Source organism: Phyllobacterium sp. 22229, from assembly GCF_052056495.1.
Taxonomy (GTDB): Bacteria; Pseudomonadota; Alphaproteobacteria; order Rhizobiales; family Rhizobiaceae; genus Phyllobacterium; species Phyllobacterium myrsinacearum.
On sequence record NZ_JBQEPA010000005.1, the window covers coordinates 45,448 to 63,164 of the forward strand.

At 59.5% G+C, this 17,717-nt stretch carries 18 protein-coding genes; 5 read left to right on the top strand and 13 right to left on the bottom strand.

Annotated elements, in window-relative coordinates; all coding sequences use genetic code 11:
- Window positions 1–211: 211 nt before the first annotated feature.
- The 5 genes from ACTJJ7_RS07425 to ACTJJ7_RS07445 all read right to left on the bottom strand — a co-directional run bounded on the left by ACTJJ7_RS07425 (window position 212) and on the right by ACTJJ7_RS07445 (window position 7,884).
- Window positions 212–718 carry a GNAT family N-acetyltransferase gene (locus ACTJJ7_RS07425; RefSeq protein ID WP_105734255.1) on the bottom strand — a complete coding sequence of 169 codons (507 nt, stop codon included), beginning with the start codon at window positions 716–718 and terminating at the stop codon, window positions 212–214.
- Between the two features lie 134 nt (window positions 719–852).
- Window positions 853–2,682 carry a translational GTPase TypA gene (typA, locus tag ACTJJ7_RS07430; protein ID WP_105734256.1) on the bottom strand — a complete coding sequence of 610 codons (1,830 nt, stop codon included), beginning with the start codon at window positions 2,680–2,682 and terminating at the stop codon, window positions 853–855.
- Window positions 2,683–2,880: 198 nt separating this feature from the next.
- Entirely contained in the window at window positions 2,881–4,266 is a 1,386-nt protein-coding gene (gene mgtE / locus ACTJJ7_RS07435) for a magnesium transporter (protein WP_440966349.1), read from the bottom strand.
- Window positions 4,267–4,549: 283 nt separating this feature from the next.
- Window positions 4,550–6,991 carry a GcvT family protein gene (locus ACTJJ7_RS07440; protein WP_440966350.1) on the bottom strand — a complete coding sequence of 814 codons (2,442 nt, stop codon included), beginning with the start codon at window positions 6,989–6,991 and terminating at the stop codon, window positions 4,550–4,552.
- Window positions 6,988–7,884: a phosphotransferase gene (locus tag ACTJJ7_RS07445; RefSeq protein WP_440966352.1), complete on the bottom strand. Its 897-nt coding sequence runs from the start codon at window positions 7,882–7,884 to the stop codon at window positions 6,988–6,990. Before ACTJJ7_RS07445 ends, ACTJJ7_RS07440 begins: the two co-directional genes overlap by 4 nt.
- Before the next feature lie 175 nt (window positions 7,885–8,059).
- On the opposite strand from ACTJJ7_RS07445, the gene ACTJJ7_RS07450 reads away from it, so the two are divergent.
- Together ACTJJ7_RS07450 and ACTJJ7_RS07455 are read left to right on the top strand one after the other, a co-directional pair.
- Window positions 8,060–8,866, top strand: coding sequence for a DeoR/GlpR family DNA-binding transcription regulator (locus ACTJJ7_RS07450; protein ID WP_105734260.1), 807 nt, complete (start codon window positions 8,060–8,062; stop codon window positions 8,864–8,866).
- 28 nt (window positions 8,867–8,894) lie between these two features.
- Window positions 8,895–9,464, top strand: a complete 570-nt coding sequence (locus ACTJJ7_RS07455; protein ID WP_199537992.1) for a methylated-DNA--[protein]-cysteine S-methyltransferase — start codon at window positions 8,895–8,897, stop codon at window positions 9,462–9,464.
- Here ACTJJ7_RS07455 and ACTJJ7_RS07460 read toward each other — a convergent pair.
- A complete protein-coding gene (locus ACTJJ7_RS07460; RefSeq protein ID WP_130271206.1) occupies window positions 9,461–10,846 on the bottom strand; it encodes an aminotransferase-like domain-containing protein in 1,386 nt (461 codons plus the stop codon). The genes ACTJJ7_RS07455 and ACTJJ7_RS07460 overlap by 4 nt on opposite strands.
- Window positions 10,847–11,044: 198 nt before the next feature.
- Here ACTJJ7_RS07460 and ACTJJ7_RS07465 point away from each other — a divergent pair, with 198 nt between their 5' ends.
- Entirely contained in the window at window positions 11,045–11,437 is a 393-nt protein-coding gene (locus tag ACTJJ7_RS07465; RefSeq protein ID WP_105734262.1) for a DUF983 domain-containing protein, read from the top strand.
- 36 nt (window positions 11,438–11,473) lie between these two features.
- Here the strand turns inward: ACTJJ7_RS07465 and ACTJJ7_RS07470 are convergent, their stop codons facing one another.
- The gene (locus tag ACTJJ7_RS07470) at window positions 11,474–12,214 is read right to left on the bottom strand and encodes an SDR family oxidoreductase (RefSeq protein ID WP_105734263.1); all 741 of its coding nucleotides are present in this window, start codon (window positions 12,212–12,214) and stop codon (window positions 11,474–11,476) included.
- Between the two features lie 99 nt (window positions 12,215–12,313).
- On the opposite strand from ACTJJ7_RS07470, the gene ACTJJ7_RS07475 reads away from it, so the two are divergent.
- Window positions 12,314–12,919 (top strand): TetR/AcrR family transcriptional regulator, encoded by a 606-nt coding sequence (locus ACTJJ7_RS07475; protein ID WP_440966355.1) that lies wholly within the window; start codon window positions 12,314–12,316, stop codon window positions 12,917–12,919.
- Window positions 12,920–12,976: 57 nt separating this feature from the next.
- Here ACTJJ7_RS07475 and rpsP read toward each other — a convergent pair whose 3' ends face one another.
- The 5 genes from rpsP to ACTJJ7_RS07500 form a co-directional block, all read right to left on the bottom strand.
- Window positions 12,977–13,417 carry a 30S ribosomal protein S16 gene (gene rpsP / locus ACTJJ7_RS07480; RefSeq protein ID WP_105734266.1) on the bottom strand — a complete coding sequence of 147 codons (441 nt, stop codon included), beginning with the start codon at window positions 13,415–13,417 and terminating at the stop codon, window positions 12,977–12,979.
- Between the two features lie 18 nt (window positions 13,418–13,435).
- Window positions 13,436–13,744, bottom strand: coding sequence for a chorismate mutase (locus tag ACTJJ7_RS07485; RefSeq protein WP_105734267.1), 309 nt, complete (start codon window positions 13,742–13,744; stop codon window positions 13,436–13,438).
- Window positions 13,745–13,746: 2 nt separating this feature from the next.
- A complete protein-coding gene (ffh, locus tag ACTJJ7_RS07490; RefSeq protein ID WP_440966357.1) occupies window positions 13,747–15,318 on the bottom strand; it encodes a signal recognition particle protein in 1,572 nt (523 codons plus the stop codon).
- A 244-nt stretch (window positions 15,319–15,562) separates the two neighbouring features.
- The gene (locus ACTJJ7_RS07495; RefSeq protein WP_440966359.1) at window positions 15,563–15,859 is read right to left on the bottom strand and encodes a BrnA antitoxin family protein; all 297 of its coding nucleotides are present in this window, start codon (window positions 15,857–15,859) and stop codon (window positions 15,563–15,565) included.
- Window positions 15,852–16,127 (bottom strand): BrnT family toxin, encoded by a 276-nt coding sequence (locus ACTJJ7_RS07500; protein WP_440966361.1) that lies wholly within the window; start codon window positions 16,125–16,127, stop codon window positions 15,852–15,854. The genes ACTJJ7_RS07495 and ACTJJ7_RS07500 overlap by 8 nt, the downstream gene beginning before the upstream one ends.
- Before the next feature lie 293 nt (window positions 16,128–16,420).
- On the opposite strand from ACTJJ7_RS07500, the gene ACTJJ7_RS07505 reads away from it, so the two are divergent.
- Complete coding sequence (locus tag ACTJJ7_RS07505; protein WP_440966363.1) at window positions 16,421–17,242, top strand: lytic murein transglycosylase; 822 nt, start codon at window positions 16,421–16,423, stop codon at window positions 17,240–17,242.
- A gap of 64 nt (window positions 17,243–17,306) precedes the next feature.
- Here the strand turns inward: ACTJJ7_RS07505 and ACTJJ7_RS07510 are convergent, their stop codons facing one another.
- Window positions 17,307–17,717: a DUF4440 domain-containing protein gene (locus tag ACTJJ7_RS07510; RefSeq protein WP_440966364.1), complete on the bottom strand. Its 411-nt coding sequence runs from the start codon at window positions 17,715–17,717 to the stop codon at window positions 17,307–17,309.

The window sequence follows — 17,717 nt, forward strand, 5'->3', positions numbered from 1 at the left end:
TCCTTGTTGGTTTGGGAGTGCTGTAAAGATTTTTATGGCCTGGCGCAAGAATTGCATCGCATATCTACGTCCCGAAAATGCGGGAGCAGGCCGAATCGACCGGAAGAAGCGCCGGCAAGGCCATGCAATGGCAGGCAAAACGACACATATTGCGTTTCAAAATGATGGGACAACCCATCACCGCGCAGGTGGAAAAAAGCATGTCAGGCAGTCAGTTCCAGACAAAGGCGATTTTCTTCAACGTCTTGCCTTCGAAACATTCAACGCCTTCGGCCACATCCCTGCCGCCTGCGCTGGCATAGAAGCTGACCGCAAGATCATTGTCTTCCAGCGCCCAGACAACCATGCCCTTCAGCCCCTGATCGATGAGGCTGCGGCGGGCAGCGCCCAGAAGCCGCGTTCCCAGGCCCAGTCCCTGATATTCAGGACGGATGTAAAGTTCATAGACTTCGCCCTTCTGCGGCAGCTGCCGCGCCCGGTTGGGGCCGAGCGTGGCATAGCCGGCGACAACGCCGCCAATGTCGGCGACGAGAATTTGAGTGGAGCGGCGGATGGCTCTTGCCCACCAGTCCGCGCCGCGGCGATGCAGCATGGTATTGAGCGAACGGTGCGGAATAATACCCGTATAGGCACCTTGCCAGGCAGCCAGATGCACGGCGGAAATTGCGCCCGCATCGGCCAGTTCAGCGCGTCTGATCTCGGTCACATGGGTGTTCATGGTTTCTTAACCATAGACCCGGTCACCGGGACTTCGCAACTGGCTTTCAAAACGATTTTTCGTGTCGTGCACCAAAAAGAAAAAGCGGCGAAAATCGCCGCTTTTTCCGATTGTTAAGCCGTCACATCGTCGCCTTATGCGGCGCCGGCGGTCTTGTTGCTCTTTTCAAAACGCTTGCGTTCGTTTGGATCGAGGTACAGCTTGCGCAGACGGATCGACTTCGGCGTGACTTCCACCAGTTCGTCATCCTGAATCCACGACAGGGCGCGTTCCAGCGTCATGCGGATCGGCGGTGTCAGCTTGACGGCTTCATCCTTGCCGGCCGCCCGGATGTTGGTCAGCTTCTTGCCCTTGAGCACGTTCACTTCCAGATCGTTGTCGCGCGAGTGGATGCCGATGATCATGCCGGCATAGACCTTGACGCCGGCTTCAATGACCATCGGGCCGCGATCTTCCAGGTTCCACATGGCGAAGGCAACCGACTCGCCCTGGTCGTTGGAGATCAGAACGCCGTTGTTGCGGCCGGAGATTTCACCCTTGAAGGGCTCGTAGGCGCGGAACAGGCGGTTCATGATCGCCGTGCCGCGCGTGTCGGTCAGAAGTTCCGACTGATAGCCGATGAGACCGCGGGTCGGCGCGTAGAAAACCATGCGCACGCGATTGCCGCCGGATGGCCGCAGCTCGACCATTTCGGCCTTGCGCTCGGACATCTTCTGCACGACCGTGCCGGAATATTCCTCGTCGACGTCGATCAGCACTTCCTCGATGGGCTCGAGCATGTTGCCGTTCTCGTCCTTCTGCATGACGACGCGCGGACGCGAGACGCCAAGCTCGAAACCTTCGCGGCGCATGTTCTCGATGAGAACGGCGAGCTGCAATTCGCCGCGGCCCGAGACGAAGAACGAATCCTTGTCGCCGGATTCCTCGACCTTCAGCGCAACATTGCCTTCGGCTTCCTTGAGGAGGCGGTCGCGGATGACGCGGCTGGTGACCTTGTCGCCTTCGGTGCCGGCCAGCGGAGAATCGTTGACGATGAAGGACATGGTCACAGTCGGCGGATCGATCGGCTGTGCATGCAGAGGCTCGGTGACTTCCGTCGCGCAGAACGTGTCGGCGACCGTGCCCTTCTGCAGGCCGGCAATGGCCACGATGTCGCCCGCATGGGCTTCGTCGATCGGCTGGCGCTCAAGACCGCGGAATGCGAGGATCTTGGAGATACGGCCGGTTTCGAGCTGGGTGCCGTCGCCATGCAGAACCTTGACCTGCTGGTTCGACTTGACCGTGCCGGAATGGATGCGGCCGGTGATGATGCGGCCAAGGAAAGGATCGGCTTCGAGAATAGTGCCGATCATCTTGAACGGGCCTTCGCCGACGGTCGGTGCCGGTACATGTTCAAGAACCATATCGAAGAGGGCGGACAGACCCTGGTCCTGCGGACCTTCGGGGTTGCGTGCCATCCAGCCATTGCGGCCAGAACCGTAGAGGATCGGGAAGTCGAGCTGTTCGTCGGTGGCATCCAGGGCGGCAAAGAGATCAAAAACCTCGTTGACGACTTCCTCGTAACGCGCATCCGGACGGTCGATCTTGTTGATCGCAACGATCGGGCGCAGGCCAACCTTGAGGGCCTTGCCGACCACGAACTTGGTCTGGGGCATTGGGCCTTCGGCGGCGTCAACGAGAACGATCGCGCCGTCGACCATGCTGAGGATACGCTCGACTTCGCCGCCGAAATCGGCGTGGCCGGGTGTATCGACGATGTTGATGCGCGCATCCTTCCAGACAACCGAAGTGGCCTTGGCGAGAATGGTGATCCCGCGTTCCTTTTCAATGTCGTTCGAATCCATCATGCGTTCGGCAACGCGCTGGTTGTCACGGAAATTGCCGGACTGTTTCAGAAGTTCGTCGACAAGCGTGGTTTTGCCATGGTCAACGTGTGCGATGATCGCGATGTTGCGCAGTTTCATGAGTTTCTCTTTTGGAGGATTGAGGACGCACACATGCTGGCGCCGCTTTGCATTTGCGCGCTCCTTACATGTTTTTTCGCAAATGCGAAAGGGGGGATGCGCGTTTGGCTGGCCGTTGCCTGCATTACAGCTATGCGGATGTAACGGTTCTCGAGTGGTCCCGCGCGCGGCAAATCCGGGGAATTGCCGCGCGCTCAGTCAAAGAAGGGTGCCGGAAAGAAAGACCAGCGCTATCGAGAAATAGATGACCAGCCCGGTCACATCGACCAGCGTGGCGACAAAGGGCGCGGAGGCACTGGCAGGGTCAAACCCGATCTTCTGCAGGATAAAGGGCAGCATGGAGCCGACAAGCGAACCGAAGGTCACGATGCCGATCAGGGCGGCGCCGACGGTGGCTGCAATCAGCATCCAGTGCGGACCATAATTGTAAAGGCCGGCCATCTGCCATGTGGTGATGCGGATAATACCGATCAGGCCGAGGAATGATCCAAGCGCCAGGCCGGTCGGCAGTTCGCGCAGCGCCACCCGCCACCAGTCTTTCAAGCGCAGTTCCTGCAATGCCAGGGCCCGGATCAGCAGGGATGTGGCCTGGGAGCCGGAATTGCCGCCCGAACTCATGATCAAAGGGATGAACAGGGTGAGAACCACGGCCTTTTCCAGTTCGCCCTCGAAATACTGCATGGCACTGGCCGTCAGCATTTCGCTGAGAAACAGCACGCCGAGCCAGCCGGCGCGCTTGCGCAGCATCTGGACGAAACCGATCTGCATGTAGGGCTTGTTGAGCGCCTCCATACCGCCGAATTTCAGGGTATCTTCGGTCATTTCCTGGGTCATGGCGTCGATCACATCATCGACGGTCACGATGCCGATGATGTGATTGTCGTCATTCACCACGGGAACGGCGAGCAGATCGTGCTTGCGGAACAGACGGGCCACGTCTTCCTGATCGGTGAGCGGGCCAACCGTAACCGGTGCCACGTCGCGGCCGACGCTCATAATGGAATCATTCGGTTCGCTGGTGATCAGGCGGCGCAAGGCGACGGCGCGCAACAGCCCCTTGGTCCTTGGATCGGTCACATAGATCGCATAGATGGTTTCGCGCGACCGCTCGACCTCGCGAATGTGCTGAAGCGTTGCGGCAACGCTCCAATTGGCGGGAACGCTGACGAATTCCGTCGTCATCAGGCTGCCGGCCGTGTGCGGCGGGTAATGCAGCAGCTTGCGCAGCGCAGCCTTGGTTTCCTGGCCGAGGCTGGCGGCCAGGCGAATGCGGGTCTCATCATCGAATTGCTGGAAAATATCCGTCACGCGGTCGGCGGACATGGCGTCGAGCAATTCCCGCGCAATGACGGGGGGAAGTTCGGCGATGATCTCGGCGGACGAATGCAGTTCCGGCTGATCCAGAATCAGAACCGCGTGGTCCCGCGGCATTTCCGCCAGAATGCCGACGGCATCCTCGACATCGAGCTCATTGAGCAGTTCGACAGCATCAGCAGCCTGCATGGACGCAAGCTGTTCAGCCACATTGGATGCCGTTGCCAAATCAGCATTGGCCGCATCCTGGTTCAAGCGAAGGTCGTTCATTTTAGCTCGCCTTTCCGTCGATCCGCCGTCATGGCTGATCGGGGCGAGCTGATCTCTTGGAATCAGGCCACGATCGCCGATGACGGCGCAAACAATCGACTGTAACTGTCGTCGCTGGGCATAAGAGATAGACTCCGGTTTGGTGATACGCGGTTGAAAATATATCAGCTGCGTGCTGCCATTTGGTCCCCTCTACAGGGAAAGTCAACCCCCTGGAAATTATGCCGCAGGGCGCTGAATTGCTGCTGTTTCGGAGGGCTTGCCTGACGGTGCGTCTGACGCTTCACGCCTTCACTTTTGCGTTGTGCGGATCATAGAGCGGTTCCAGATGGATCGCGGCGGGAAAGCGCTCATTGGCGACGACAAGCTCATAGGTCCCCCCGGTCAGAAAGTCATCCGTGACGCCATCGGCATGGCGCACATAGCCGAAGCCAATGGGCTTGCCGACGGTGTAGCCAAAGCCGCCGCTGGTCAGATACCCCACCGTCTCGCCGTTGCGCAGGATTGTCTCGCGCCCGAGAAGAACCACGTCTTCCCTGGCAACCGTAAATCCGACAAAGCGCTTCTTGAGCAGTGCGGCCTGAATGGTCTCGCTCGCCTTCCGGCCGAGAAATTCCGTGTCCTTGCGCAGTTTGACGGCCCAGCCCAGCCCAGCCTCGAAAGGCGAGTCATTGGGCGTGATGTCGGCACCCCAGGCGCGATAGCCCTTTTCCAGCCGCAGGGATTCCAATGCCCGGTACCCGACCGGCTTGATGCCGAAATCGGCACCGGCCTGCATCAGGGCATCGAAAACCGCGCCGGTCGCGGCAATCGGGATGTGCAGTTCCCATCCGAGTTCGCCGACATAGGTGACACGCAGGGCGCGAACCGTTGCCCCGGCAATGGTGATTTCCCTGACATGACCAAAGGGAAAGGCGCTGTTGCCGACATCGGTATCCGTGACACGGGCGAGAACGTCGCGCGCCTTCGGCCCCATGAGGGAAAGCGTGCCGAAATGCTCGGTGATATCGGCGAGACGCGCATCCAGCCCTTCACCGATGTGCTCCCTGATCCAGGCAAAGTCATGGGTGCGAAAGCCGGTGCCGGTGACGATATAGAACTTGTCTTCAGCAAGCCGCGCCACCGTGAGATCACACTCAATGCCGCCGCGCGTGTTGAGAAGTTGCGTATAGGTCAGGCGGCGGGCGGGCTTGGCGATATCGTTTGCGCAGATATAGTCGAGCGCGGTTTGTGCGTCCTTGCCGGTCAGTTCATATTTGGCAAAGGACGACTGGTCGAAAATGCCGACCTTTTCACGCACCAGCGCATGTTCTTTGCCGACCTCATTAAACCAGTTCTGCCGGCCCATGGAATAGACGTCGGCGGGCTCTGTTCCCGCAGGGGCAAACCAGTTGGGCCGCTCCCATCCGAGCTTTGAACCAAAGACCGCGCCATGCTCCTGCAGGCGCTTGTAGAGCGGCGAGACGATGGCTGGACGCCCGGATGCATATTCCTCGTGCGGGAAGCCGATGGTGTAGTGCTTGCCATAGGCCTCCAGCGTGCGGTCACGGACCCATTCGCGGTCGCGATGCAGATTGGAGAAGCGCCGGATGTCGACGGTCCACAGATCGAGCGGCGCTTCGCCATCGATAACCCACTGGGCCAATACCCAACCGGCACCACCGCCCGAGGCGATGCCGAAGGCGTTGAAGCCTGCGCCGACAAACATGTTGGAGCATTCCGGAGCCCGGCCAAGGATGAAATTGCCGTCCGGGGTGAAACTTTCCGGCCCATTGATCATCTGTTTGACCCCAACGGTTTCGAGCGCCGGAATGCGTTCGATGGCCTGCAGCATGTGCTGCTCGAAGTGATCGAAATCGTCGTCGAACAGGCGAAACTGCCAGTCTTCCGGCACGTCGCCGGTCACCCAGCCCTGCGGATTGGGTTCATAACCGCCCATGACCAGCCCGCCAACCTCCTCCTTGAAATAGGTGCGCCGGTCCGGATCGCGGATTGTCGGCGCATTGGAGGACAGGCCATCGATCTTTTCCGTGATGATGTACTGGTGCTTGACGGGCTGCAAAGGCACATTGATCCCCGCCATCGCCCCGACCTGCCGTGCCCATTGCCCGGCACAATTGACCACCTTTTCACAGGCGATATCACCCTGATCCGTCTTGACCTTGACGATGCGTTCGCCGTCCATCTCGAAGCCGGTCACGCGGATGTTTTCGATGAGTTTGGCGCCGTTCATGCGGGCGCCGCGCGCCAGCGACTGGGTGATGTCGGAGGGGCTTGCCTGCCCGTCTGTCGGCAGCCAGCTTGCGCCCACCAGATCGTCAACCCGCATCAGCGGCCACATGGCCTTGACCTCCGCCGGTGAAAGCAGATGCATCTCCATGCCGAAGCTGCCAGCGGTCGTCGCCAGCCGGCGGAACTCGGTCCACCGGTCCGGATTGGTGGCAAGGCGCAGGCAGCCCGTCATTTTCCAACCCGTTGCCAGACCGGTCTCCGCGTCGAGGCGCTTATAGAGATCGACGGAATATTTCAGGACGCGCGTGATCGATGCGGAGGAGCGCAGCTGACCGACCAGGCCCGCCGCGTGCCAGGTGGAGCCTGACGTGAGTTGCCCCTGTTCGAGCAGAACGACATCGGCCTTGTGATCCTTGGCGAGATGATAGGCGGTGGAGCAGCCGATGATGCCGCCGCCGATGACGACGATCTGGGCGTGACTGGGCAGGGTCATGATTTGTTTCCATAGGTGGTTCGAAACCGGTCGAGCGCCTGATCCAGCCGCTCCAGATTTTCGTGGGTATAGGCGACGTAATCGACGCCGGGTGCGTTGAGATACAATTCCGATACCATCGCCCACATCGCCTCGCGCAGCAGCGAGGCACATTGCATGGCGGCATGGGCGCGCTTCAGCCCGTAATCCGGTGCAGTCCCGAAATAGGCGGTGAGAAGCGCGTCCGATTCATCGTCGCTCAGGCCCGCATTGGAGGCGATGCCGGCGAGATCGAACATGGCCGTGGAAAATCCGGCATATTCGAAGTCGATCAGCCAGAGACGGTTGCCATCATCCAGAATATTGGCGGGCAAAAGGTCATTGTGACTGAAGATGATCGGCAAGGGCTTTTGCGCGGCTTCCATCTCCGCGGCCAAAGCGAGGTAGCGGTCCAGATGGCTGGCCATGCGGCTTGCGCCGTTTTTGAGCGTGCGGGCGTAATCGCGGATCACATGGAACACCCAGAACATGAAGCCGGGGCCGGTGATATGCTCAGGCATTGCCGTATGAAACCGCCGGATCAGCTCTGCAACTCCGGCGATGTTGCTGCGCACGTCCTGGGCCTCATAGGTTTTCGCGCCGAGAAACGCCGATACCATGATGCCGTCATCCGCGTGGAACAGTTCCGGCGCGAAACCGGCGCGATGGGCGGCCTTTGCCGTCATCGCTTCGCGGTCGCGGAAGACATGGTGGAAAGGATAATCCTTGCCGAAGCGCACCACATATTTGCGGGCGCCATCCTCGACGACATAACTCTCGTTGCTGATCCCACCCTTGAGCGCCGATATCCGGATGTTGCCCTGCCAAAGCGGCAAGGCAGCAATTCGCGCTTCACTGGTCTGGGTCTGCGGCATGGGGCAATCCAGAAAACAAGGGCCCGGATTGGGCGCTCACTGCAGCAAATCTCATCCGCATGTCAGGCGTTGTCAATCCAGATTTGTGAGATTTTGTGGTTTTTATGACTGTTTTATAAAATTTATGTGGTATTAACATTGGAATGTACACGAGTTTGCGGGATTAAAGAGGTGTTTGATGAGTTCCAAACGGCGTGGCGAGATTGCCAGGGTGTTGCAGGATGAGGGCACGATCTCGATTTCGGATCTCGCGCAAAGACTGGGTGTCTCGCTCGAAACAATCCGGCGCGACGTGAAGCCCCTGACGGATGAAGGCGTGATCGTGCGCACCCACGGCGCCGTGGGCTTGCCGCAGCATCTGGGGGAAGCACCGTTCGAGCGGCGTATGCGGGAGAACGCCAGCGCCAAACGGGCAATTGCCCGGCATGTGGCGGGCACCATCCGCAGCGGAGACTCGATCATGCTCGATACGGGAACGACCACCAGCTTTCTGGCGCGTGAGCTTCTGCACTGCCGCAATCTGACCGTCGTGACCAATTCATCCGACATTGCCCGGACGCTGGCGACGGTCAACGGCAATAAGGTGTTCATGGCGGGCGGCGAATTGCGCAGCGACAATGGCGCGGCGTTCGGCGCGTTTGCCATCGACTTTGTCAGCCGGTTCAATGTTGCGCATGCGATCATCTCCATCGGTGCAATCGACGCGGCGCATGGGTTGATGGACTACAATCTGGAAGAGGCCGAGTTCGCACGCATGGTCCTGTCGCGCGGCGGACGTTCGGTTGTCGTGACCGACGCCTCCAAGTTTGGCCGGCATGGTCTTGTGCAGGTCTGCGATTTCACCGGTTTCGACGAGCTGGTGACGGAAGCAACCCCGCCCGCCGATATTCTTCAGGCGCTTGGCCGGGCCGGAGCCAGGATCAGTATTGCGGGGGAAGACACCCGGCAAGAATCGGGTGGCGATCAGGCCGCAGGCGGATAGAATCCCCCGGGTGAGTCGGGAGAGCATCGTGACCAAGACCCTGCACTACAGGCATATACAGACACCCATCGGCCCCATGATCGCCATGGCGAATGATGAGGGGTTATCGCTGCTGGAATTCGCCGACCGGCCCGCTCTGCCCGCGGAACTCAATGAGCTGGAGCAGCGCTACCGCTATACGATCACACCGGGCGGGCATCGCTATCTCGATCAGATCGACAGGGAAATGACGGCCTATTTCAACGGCGTGCGCACACGGTTCGAGACGCCGCTGTTTCTGCCGGCGACGCCGTTTCAGCGCACCATCTGGTCAATGCTTCTCGCCATTCCCTACGGCGAAACGCGCACCTATGGCGGCATGGCGCAGGCGCTTGGCAAGCCGAATTCGAGCCGGGCCGTCGGGGGAGCGAACGGCCAGAACCGCATTGCCATTGTGGTTCCCTGCCACCGGATCATCGGCGCGGACGGATCGTTGACAGGCTATGGCGGCGGCCAGCCGCGCAAACGTTTCCTGCTCGATCTGGAACATCGGGTTGCGGCGCAGACATCGGAGCAGCCGGTGTTTCACCCGATCACGGCGCAGGGCAGTTTTCTCTAAACAAGAATTCCGGTTGCAAAGCGCGGTTCGTGCAGGAGCCGGTCGAGCAGGACGAGTGCCTGTTCAAGCCTTTCCCTGTTTGGCGCGGCGCCCAGCGACAGCCTTACCGCCTCGGGATGGCTGGGGGCTGCGCTGAAAGCCGAAGCGGGGACGATGCCAATGCCCGAACGGCGGGCGAGAGCGGAGAATTCCGCCGCGCTCCATTGAACCGGCACGTCGAGCCACAGGTGATGCCCGGCGGGATGAGCGGCAAAATGCCAGCCTTTCAGCACTTTTCGTGCGATCGCCTGCCGGGCGCTGCTTTCCTCGCGAATGGCTGCGGCGATCCGGTAAAGGCTGCCGTCATTGATCCAGGCGGTGGCAATGGCCATCAGAAGCGGCGAAGCGGTGGGATTGCTGGCGCGCAGGCTGGATGCGAGTTTCAGCACATCCAGCGCGGAAGGACAGACCACATAGGCGACACGCAACGCCGGCGTGACACATTTCGACAGCGTGGCGATATGCCAGGTGATGTCGGGTGCTATCGAAGCGATGGCCGGCAGTGGCGCATCGAGAAGTTCCGCATAGGGGTCATCCTCGATGATCATCACGTCATTGCGCTGGGCGATGCTGACGATTATCTGCCGGCGCGAGGGCGGCATTGTCACCGTTGTCGGATTGTCGATGGAGGGGCAGAGGTAGATGGCTTTCGGCTTCAGGGCTCTGCAGCAGCTTTCGAACACGTCGGGAATGATGCCATTCCTGTCCATGGCCAATGGGTGCAGGGGAATATCAAGCGCCGCACAGACGGATTTCAGGCCGGGATAGGTCAGGGTTCCCGCGCAGATGGAGCCGCGCCCGGCCAGAAGGCTGCAAATGGCGAAGAGCGCACTTTGGGCGCCTCCCGCCACCAAAAGCCGGTCGGCCGATGGGGCTTCGCCAAAACGCGGTGCCAGCCATTTGGTCCCGGCGGCGCGCGCCGCTTCCGTCCCCGTGCTTTCCTGGTAACTGAGAAAATGGCTTGAAGCGCCATTGAGCACATGGCTGACGCCGTGGATCAGGTGGCTGTGGAGATCGGCTTCCGGGGGCTGCGGAGGAATGATCATGGTCAGGTCCAGATCGGTCAGAAGGGACGCCATGCCCTGGACCGACTGTGCCGGTGCACCCTTTATGATCGTGCCTGAACCAACCTTCGCCTCAATAAGGTCGAGACGGTGCGCTTCGGTCATCGCCCGTGTGACGGTCGTCAGGTCGATTCCCAGCTGCTTTGCCATCGCGCGCTGCGGCGGCAGCGCATCGCCGGGTTTGAGAAGGCCCGACCCGATGTCTGCGACCAGCGCATCGACAATCCCCTGATGCTTGTAGCGGGAACTGGCTGCGATACGGGGGTTCCAGGTGGTCATGACGGGCTCTTTGTATGGATTTAAGCCATACAATTACCCGCGATCTGCCCTTGAGGCAAGGACAAATCTCCCGTGTGACAAAGCGCCATGCTTGCTTAAACACATACAATCCATATATTAACTCATAATAGTATGCTAATTGTATGTTCATATCTGTATAATGCCATACAATAAAGCTTTGTTAGAAAGGCATCAGCCATGTCACAGACAGGCCACCACCACGCGACCGACAATCCGATGAAGACTGGTATTCTCGGCCGCTGTCCGCAATGTCAGCAAGGACGGCTGTTCCACGGATTTCTGAAGCTTGCGCCCTCCTGCGAGGTTTGCGGGCTCGACTATGCCTTTGCCGATCCGGCCGACGGTCCGGCGTTCTTTGCAATGACCATCGTGGCCGTTCCGGCCATGCTGTTCGCGCTCTGGCTGCAAACGACCTACGAAGTTTCCATCTGGGTGCATCTGTTCACCACGCTGCCCCTGACGCTGTTCGGGAGCCTTATCTTGCTGCGGCCGCTAAAAGGCTGGCTGGTATGCTCGCAGTTTTTCCACAAGGCGGAAGAGGGTCGTCTGGTGCGCAAGGGCGAGCAATGAACGGCCCGAACACCAGGCTTGGGCCGTTCCGATTGATCAGGTATTGGCGCCGCCGTCGATCGTCAGCGATGTGCCATTGATGAACCGGCCTTCTTCGCCGGCAAGAAAAGCCACCAGTCCGGCAATGTCCCTGGCTTCGCCGAAGCGCGGAATAGCCATGCGGGCACGCTGGCCTTCGGCATGATCGCCATCGGCAGGATTCATGTCCGTATCCGTCGAGCCGGGGTGGACGATATTGGCGGTAATTTCCCTGGGCCCAAGATCGCGTGCAAGCGCCTTGGTCAGGCCGATCAAGGCAGCCTTGCTGGTTGAATAGGCAATCAGGCCGGGGAAGGGAACGATTTCCGCCAGGTTGCTGCCGATGCTGATGATGCGCCCGCCAGCGGGCATGAGCGCTGCGGCTGCCTTTGCCGCGACGAAACTGGCGCGGACATGGATCGACATCACCCGGTCGAATTCCTGCAGTTCCAGCGCGTCGACAGTGTCCATGGTGTAGACCCCGGCGCTGTTCACAAGAATGTCCAGCCGGCCAAGCCTGGCGTGGGCTTCATTGACTGCGTTTGCCACAGCTGCCGCATCTGTATTGTCTGCCTTGATGGCGATTGCCCGGCGTCCAAGCTTCTCGATGGCCTTGACCGTCGTGTCCGCCTTGGCTGCAGCGCTGGTATAGGTGATGGCGATATCGGCACCGTCTCCGGCCAGTTTGAGGGCAATAGCTGCGCCGATACCGCGGCTTCCGCCGGTGATGAAGGCGACTTTGTGAGAGAGACGAGACATCGATTTTCCTTTATGTAATGATTGATACATAAGTAACTGCCACTCTTGCGCCGAAGCGTCAAGCGATTTATGTATTGATTGTTACAAAAGGAGATTGCCATGTTGCCGAAGGGCAGACCCCGCGCATTTGACCGTGATGCCGCGCTGGAGCGCGCGATGCGTGTGTTCTGGCAGAAAGGGTATGACAGCGCTTCCATGTCCGATCTGACCGAGGCCATGCAGATCAACGCGCCAAGCCTTTATGCGGCTTTCGGCAGCAAGGCTGGCCTGTTCAGGGCGGCGGTGGAATTGTACACCGGTCAGGTCGGGCAGCGCATCAAGAACGCTTTGCCGATGGCGGCGACCGCAAAAGAGGGGGTTGCGAATTTTCTCAAGCAAACCGCAATTTCCCACACGCATCCCGGCCAGCCGCATGGATGCATGGTTGTGCTGGGCGCGCTGCATGGCGAGGAGGGGGCAGATACACCCTGTTCTCTCTTGCGCGAGCGACGGCTTGATAATGTTACGCTGTTGCGCGAACGGCTGGAACGCGGCGTGCGCGAAGGCGAGCTTTCCGCGAAGGCTGATCTCCAGCAGATCGCCGAATTCTATGCAACCGTGCAGCACGGCATGTCGATCACTGCCCGCGACGGAGCGACGCTGGATCAGCTGGTGAAAACAGCCCATGCGGCCATGGCCGCCTGGGAGGGGTTGACGTCCGGGTAAAACAAAAACGGGCGGCTGCGAGCCACCCGTTTTGCAGTCTTAGCGATGCAGTAAAGCTTATTCGCTGGCAGCAGCTTCTTCAGCCGGTGCTTCGGCAGCGGCCTTGGCGGCTTCTTCAGCTGCCTTTGCAGCTTCAGCTTCAGCGGCAATCTTTGCCTTTGCGTCTTCTTCGGCCTGCTTGGCCATGGCAACGCGTTCCTGAGCCTTCTTGCCCGGAAGACCCTTTTCAGGGTTGCTGCGCGTGTCGCGCTTGGCAATGCCGGCCTGATCGAGGAAGCGCAGAACGCGGTCGGTTGGCTGCGCGCCGTGGCCGATCCAATGCTGGATGCGGTCAGCGTCAAGCTTGACGCGGTCGCCGTCCTTGGGAAGCATCGGGTTCCATGCGCCAACGGTTTCGATGAAACGGCCATCGCGCGGTGCACGAACGTCAGCAATGACGATGTGGTAGTAAGGGCGCTTCTTGGAGCCGGCGCGTGCCAGGCGGATTTTCAGTGACATAGGGTATTCTCCTGTTGGTTAGGTCGCGGCGTTTTCCTTGGCCGCGGTTGTTTCGTGATGTCTGATCACTTCCTTGACGATGAAGTTGAGAAACTTCTCGGCAAAATCCGGGTCGAGGTCGGCCGACTGAGCGAGGGCGCGCAGACGTTCGACCTGTTGTTTTTCGCGCGCGGGATCAGCGGCTGCGAGACCGTTTTTGGCTTTCAGCACACCCACGGCTTTGGTGCAGCGGAAACGTTCCGCCAGCATGTGAATCAGCGCCGCATCGATATTGTCGATGGAGGCACGCAGTTCGAGCAATTCTTTTGGCAGAGAGGAAGACGTCATGATTATCCCTTCTTCTTCGGCAGGCCGGGAAGCCCGCCACCAAGGCCGGGCAAACGCGGGAGGCCGCCGCCCAAACCACCACCGAGGCCACCCGGAAGACCGGGAAGACCGCCACCCTTGCCGAAGCCCGCGGCTTCCGCCTGCTTCTGCAAGGCCTCAAGCTGTTTCGGGTCCATCTTCGAGAGGTCAGGCATGCCGCCCATGCCACCCAATCCGCCGAGACCCATCTTGGCGCCAAGGCCGCCCATCATCTGTTTCATGATGCCGCCTTTGCCCTTGCCGCCCATTGCCTTCATCATGTCCGCCATCTGGCGGTGCATTTTGAGAAGCTTGTTGATGTCGGCGGCATTGGTGCCGGAGCCCTTGGCGATGCGCTGCTTGCGCGAATGTTTGAGCAAATCCGGATTGGTGCGCTCGGCTGCAGTCATCGAGGAAATGATCGCGAGCTGGCGCTTGAAGATGGAATCGTCAAGACCGGCTGCCGCCATCTGATCCTTCATCTTGCCCATGCCGGGCATCATGCCCATGATGCCGCCCATGCCGCCAAGCTTCTGCATCTGGCCGATCTGGTCCGCCAGATCGTTGAGATCGAACTTGCCGGACTGCATCTTCTTGGCCATCGCCGCGGCTTTTTCCGCGTCGATGTTTTCGGCTGCCTTCTCAACGAGCGAAACAATGTCGCCCATGCCGAGAATACGGTCAGCGATACGGCGAGGATAGAATTCCTCCAGCGCATCCATCTTTTCGCCGGTGGCGATCAGCTTGATCGGCTTGCCGGTGACAGCGCGCATCGAAAGCGCGGCACCGCCGCGGCCGTCACCGTCCATACGGGTCAGGACAAGACCGGTGATGCCGACGCGTTCGTCGAAGGAGCGGGCTAGATTGACGGCGTCCTGACCGGTCAGGGCATCGGCGACGAGCAGGATTTCGTGCGGATTGGCCTTTTTCCTGATGTCGGCCATTTCGACCATCAGCGGCTCGTCAATATGCGTGCGGCCGGCGGTGTCGAGAATGACGACGTCGTGGCCGCCGAGCTTGGCGGCCTGCACGGCGCGTGCGGCGATCTCGACCGGCGTCTGGCCAGCGATGATCGGCAGCGTGTCGACGCCGGTCTGTACGCCAAGCTGGCGCAACTGTTCCTGGGCAGCCGGACGGCGGGTGTCGAGTGACGCCAGCAGCACCTTCTTCTTCGACCGTTCGGTCAGGCGTTTGCCGATCTTGCCGGTGGTGGTGGTCTTACCGGAGCCCTGCAGACCGACCATCATGATGACGACGGGTGCCGGGGCATTGAGATCAATCGTCACGCCTTCGGCGCCGAGCATGTCGACGAGTTCGTCATGGACGATCTTGACGACCATCTGGCCCGGCTTGATGCTTTTCAGGACTTCGGCGCCAACCGCTTTGGCGCGAACCTTGTCCGTGAACGAGCGGACAACATCGAGGGCAACGTCAGCTTCGATCAATGCCCGGCGCACTTCGCGCAAAGCCGCCGCGACGTCGGCATCCGACAACGCGCCACGGCCGGTCAGGCCATTCAAAATCGAACCTAGTCGTTCCTGTAAGCTCTCAAACATCCGTTTTCCTTTATCCTTCCGGGAACCGTTTCCCCGAGAGGTAAGCATCCTCCGCGCCAAAGCCCATAGTCAAAATGCGGCTCAAAGCAAAATTGCACCCGAGGGCGCATCGCGCTGTCGGGTGTTGACCTCCGGGATCGTCGAACCCTTGCGGGGTCCCGGTCGGCTGCTCGGAGTTTGGAACTCGTCGCGGATTGATGGGCGGCTTAAACAGGAAATGCGGCTCAAAGTCAAGACAAGGGCATCAAGCGTGCTTTTTCAATCCTGCGGCTTCACGCAAGGCCTCGTCGATGCGGCTCTGCCAGCCGGGGCCGCTGGAACGGAAATAATCGAGCACATCGGGGCTGAGACGGATGGAAACCGGGGTCTTGGTGATATCCGCGACCGGCCTGCCCGGCTTGCGCTTGCTCAATTCGGTAATCAGCACCGTATCGGGATCCTCCAGTGCAGCCTTGGTCAGAGCGGCATCTTCTTCGGGAGTGATGCTGTCCAAAGCCGCTTGAATGCGAGCTCTGTGCGCGGCGCGTTGTTTCTCAGTCATATTCGCTTGCATATCTTTTCATCTCGGTCGTTGTTGATCTGCGCAAGAAGATAACTCTAATCTGGTCTCCGCGTTCGGTGTAAATAAGTGTGAAAAGCGTATGTCCGATAAAGCCTATCGCCACGATCCGCTCTTCTGCGTAGTTTTCCCGATCGTCCAAGCGTTCCAAAGCCGTGCTGAACTGAAAACGTTTGGCACATTCGAAATCCACGCCATGCTTGCGCAAATTGCTTCTGGCCTTTTCGTCATCCCAATCGAATTTACGCATGAAAACCACGGCCATTTTACAATGAAAATCGAACGGTGCTGCTTATCAATACGTCTAATACGAGCAGCCGAATCAGGTTGTATGCAGCAATTCTAGGTTGTGAAGAGTCCAAGCTTCATGGACTTACTCCCGGCCCTCAAAATGCCTTCGAGTGGCGTCAAAAGCCCGAAACCGGGCCAAAATAAACGGAATTGGCGCGGTTTCGCCAGATATCGCCGGATTCTGCCAGATGACAGCGGATCAGAAAAATGGCAGATAGGTTCAAAGAAGATTCAACTTTTAAGGAGATATCCATGGCATTTGTTGCCAAAGCCAGGTTTTTTGCAGGGGTCGCTGCAGCGGTTTTTCTGACTGCGGGTGCAGCACAGGCTGCCGCCCAGTGCGGCAACAACTCCGCCGGGTTTCCGGCATGGGTTCAGCAGTTCAAGCAGGAAGCCCAGTCGCAAGGGATCGGCAGCAAAGGCCTCAATGCGCTCAACAACGTGACCTATTCCACGAAGACGATTGCGCTCGATCGCAATCAGAAGAGCTTCAAGTATTCGCTCGACAAATTCCTGCAGGTCCGCGGCGGCCAGACCATCGTGTCGCGCGGCAAGAAGCAGAAGGCGCAGAATGCGGCGCTCTTTGCCAGCATCGAAAAGCGCTATGGCGTACCGGCCGGCCCGATCATTGCCATCTGGGGAATGGAAACGGGCTTTGGCGCCTATATGGGTGACCAGCACACGCTATCGGCCGTATCGACGCTCGCCTATGACTGCCGCCGCAGTGATTATTTCCGCCAGCAGCTTTACGCGGCTTTGAAGCTGATCGATCACGGCGATCTGGCGCCCGACGCGCGCGGCGCGTTGCATGGCGAAATCGGCCAGACCCAATTCATGCCCGCCAATGTGCTGAAATATGGCGTTGATGGCGATGGCAGCGGTCACATTGACATGGTGCGCTCCAAGGCCGATGCCCTGGCATCCACCGCAAATTTCCTGGTCGGCCACGGCTGGCAGCGGGGCGCCGGCTATCAGCAGGGCGAGCCGAATTTTGCGGCAATCCAAGGCTGGAATGCCGCCACGGTTTACCAGCAGGCGATCGCCATCATGGGCGCGCAGATCGACGGCAAATAAAGCTTTCCTTCCGTCCGCCCGCTCCATCAAATTCAAAAGGCCGGTGTTCGCACCGGCCTTTTGTTTAGAAGCCTTCACAGGTCTCGCCGATGGCGCCTTGTGCACTGGCGCTGATCTTGCCGTCGCGGAAGCTGAATATCTCACGGGAATAGGTGGTGTTTTGGGGGAATGCGTAGCAGACGAGCATGGTCATCCGGCCGTTTTCAGTTCCTTCAAGCCGGTGCTTTACGGTGGTGTTTTTTACGGCGTTCTCCCATTCGGCGAGCGAAGCGAGGAATTCGCTCTTGTTCAGTTCGACTTCCTGATCTTCCAGCACAATGGTTGCATCATCTGTCAGAAGATTGGCGAACTCGGCCCGGTCAGCCGTCATCAGTGCCTTGTACCAGCGCTCAACGAGTGTTTCAGGTGTATCTTCGGCAAGCGAAGGCACCACGAGGCTGAGAAGCAGCGTGATTGCGATCAACAGTCTTTGCAT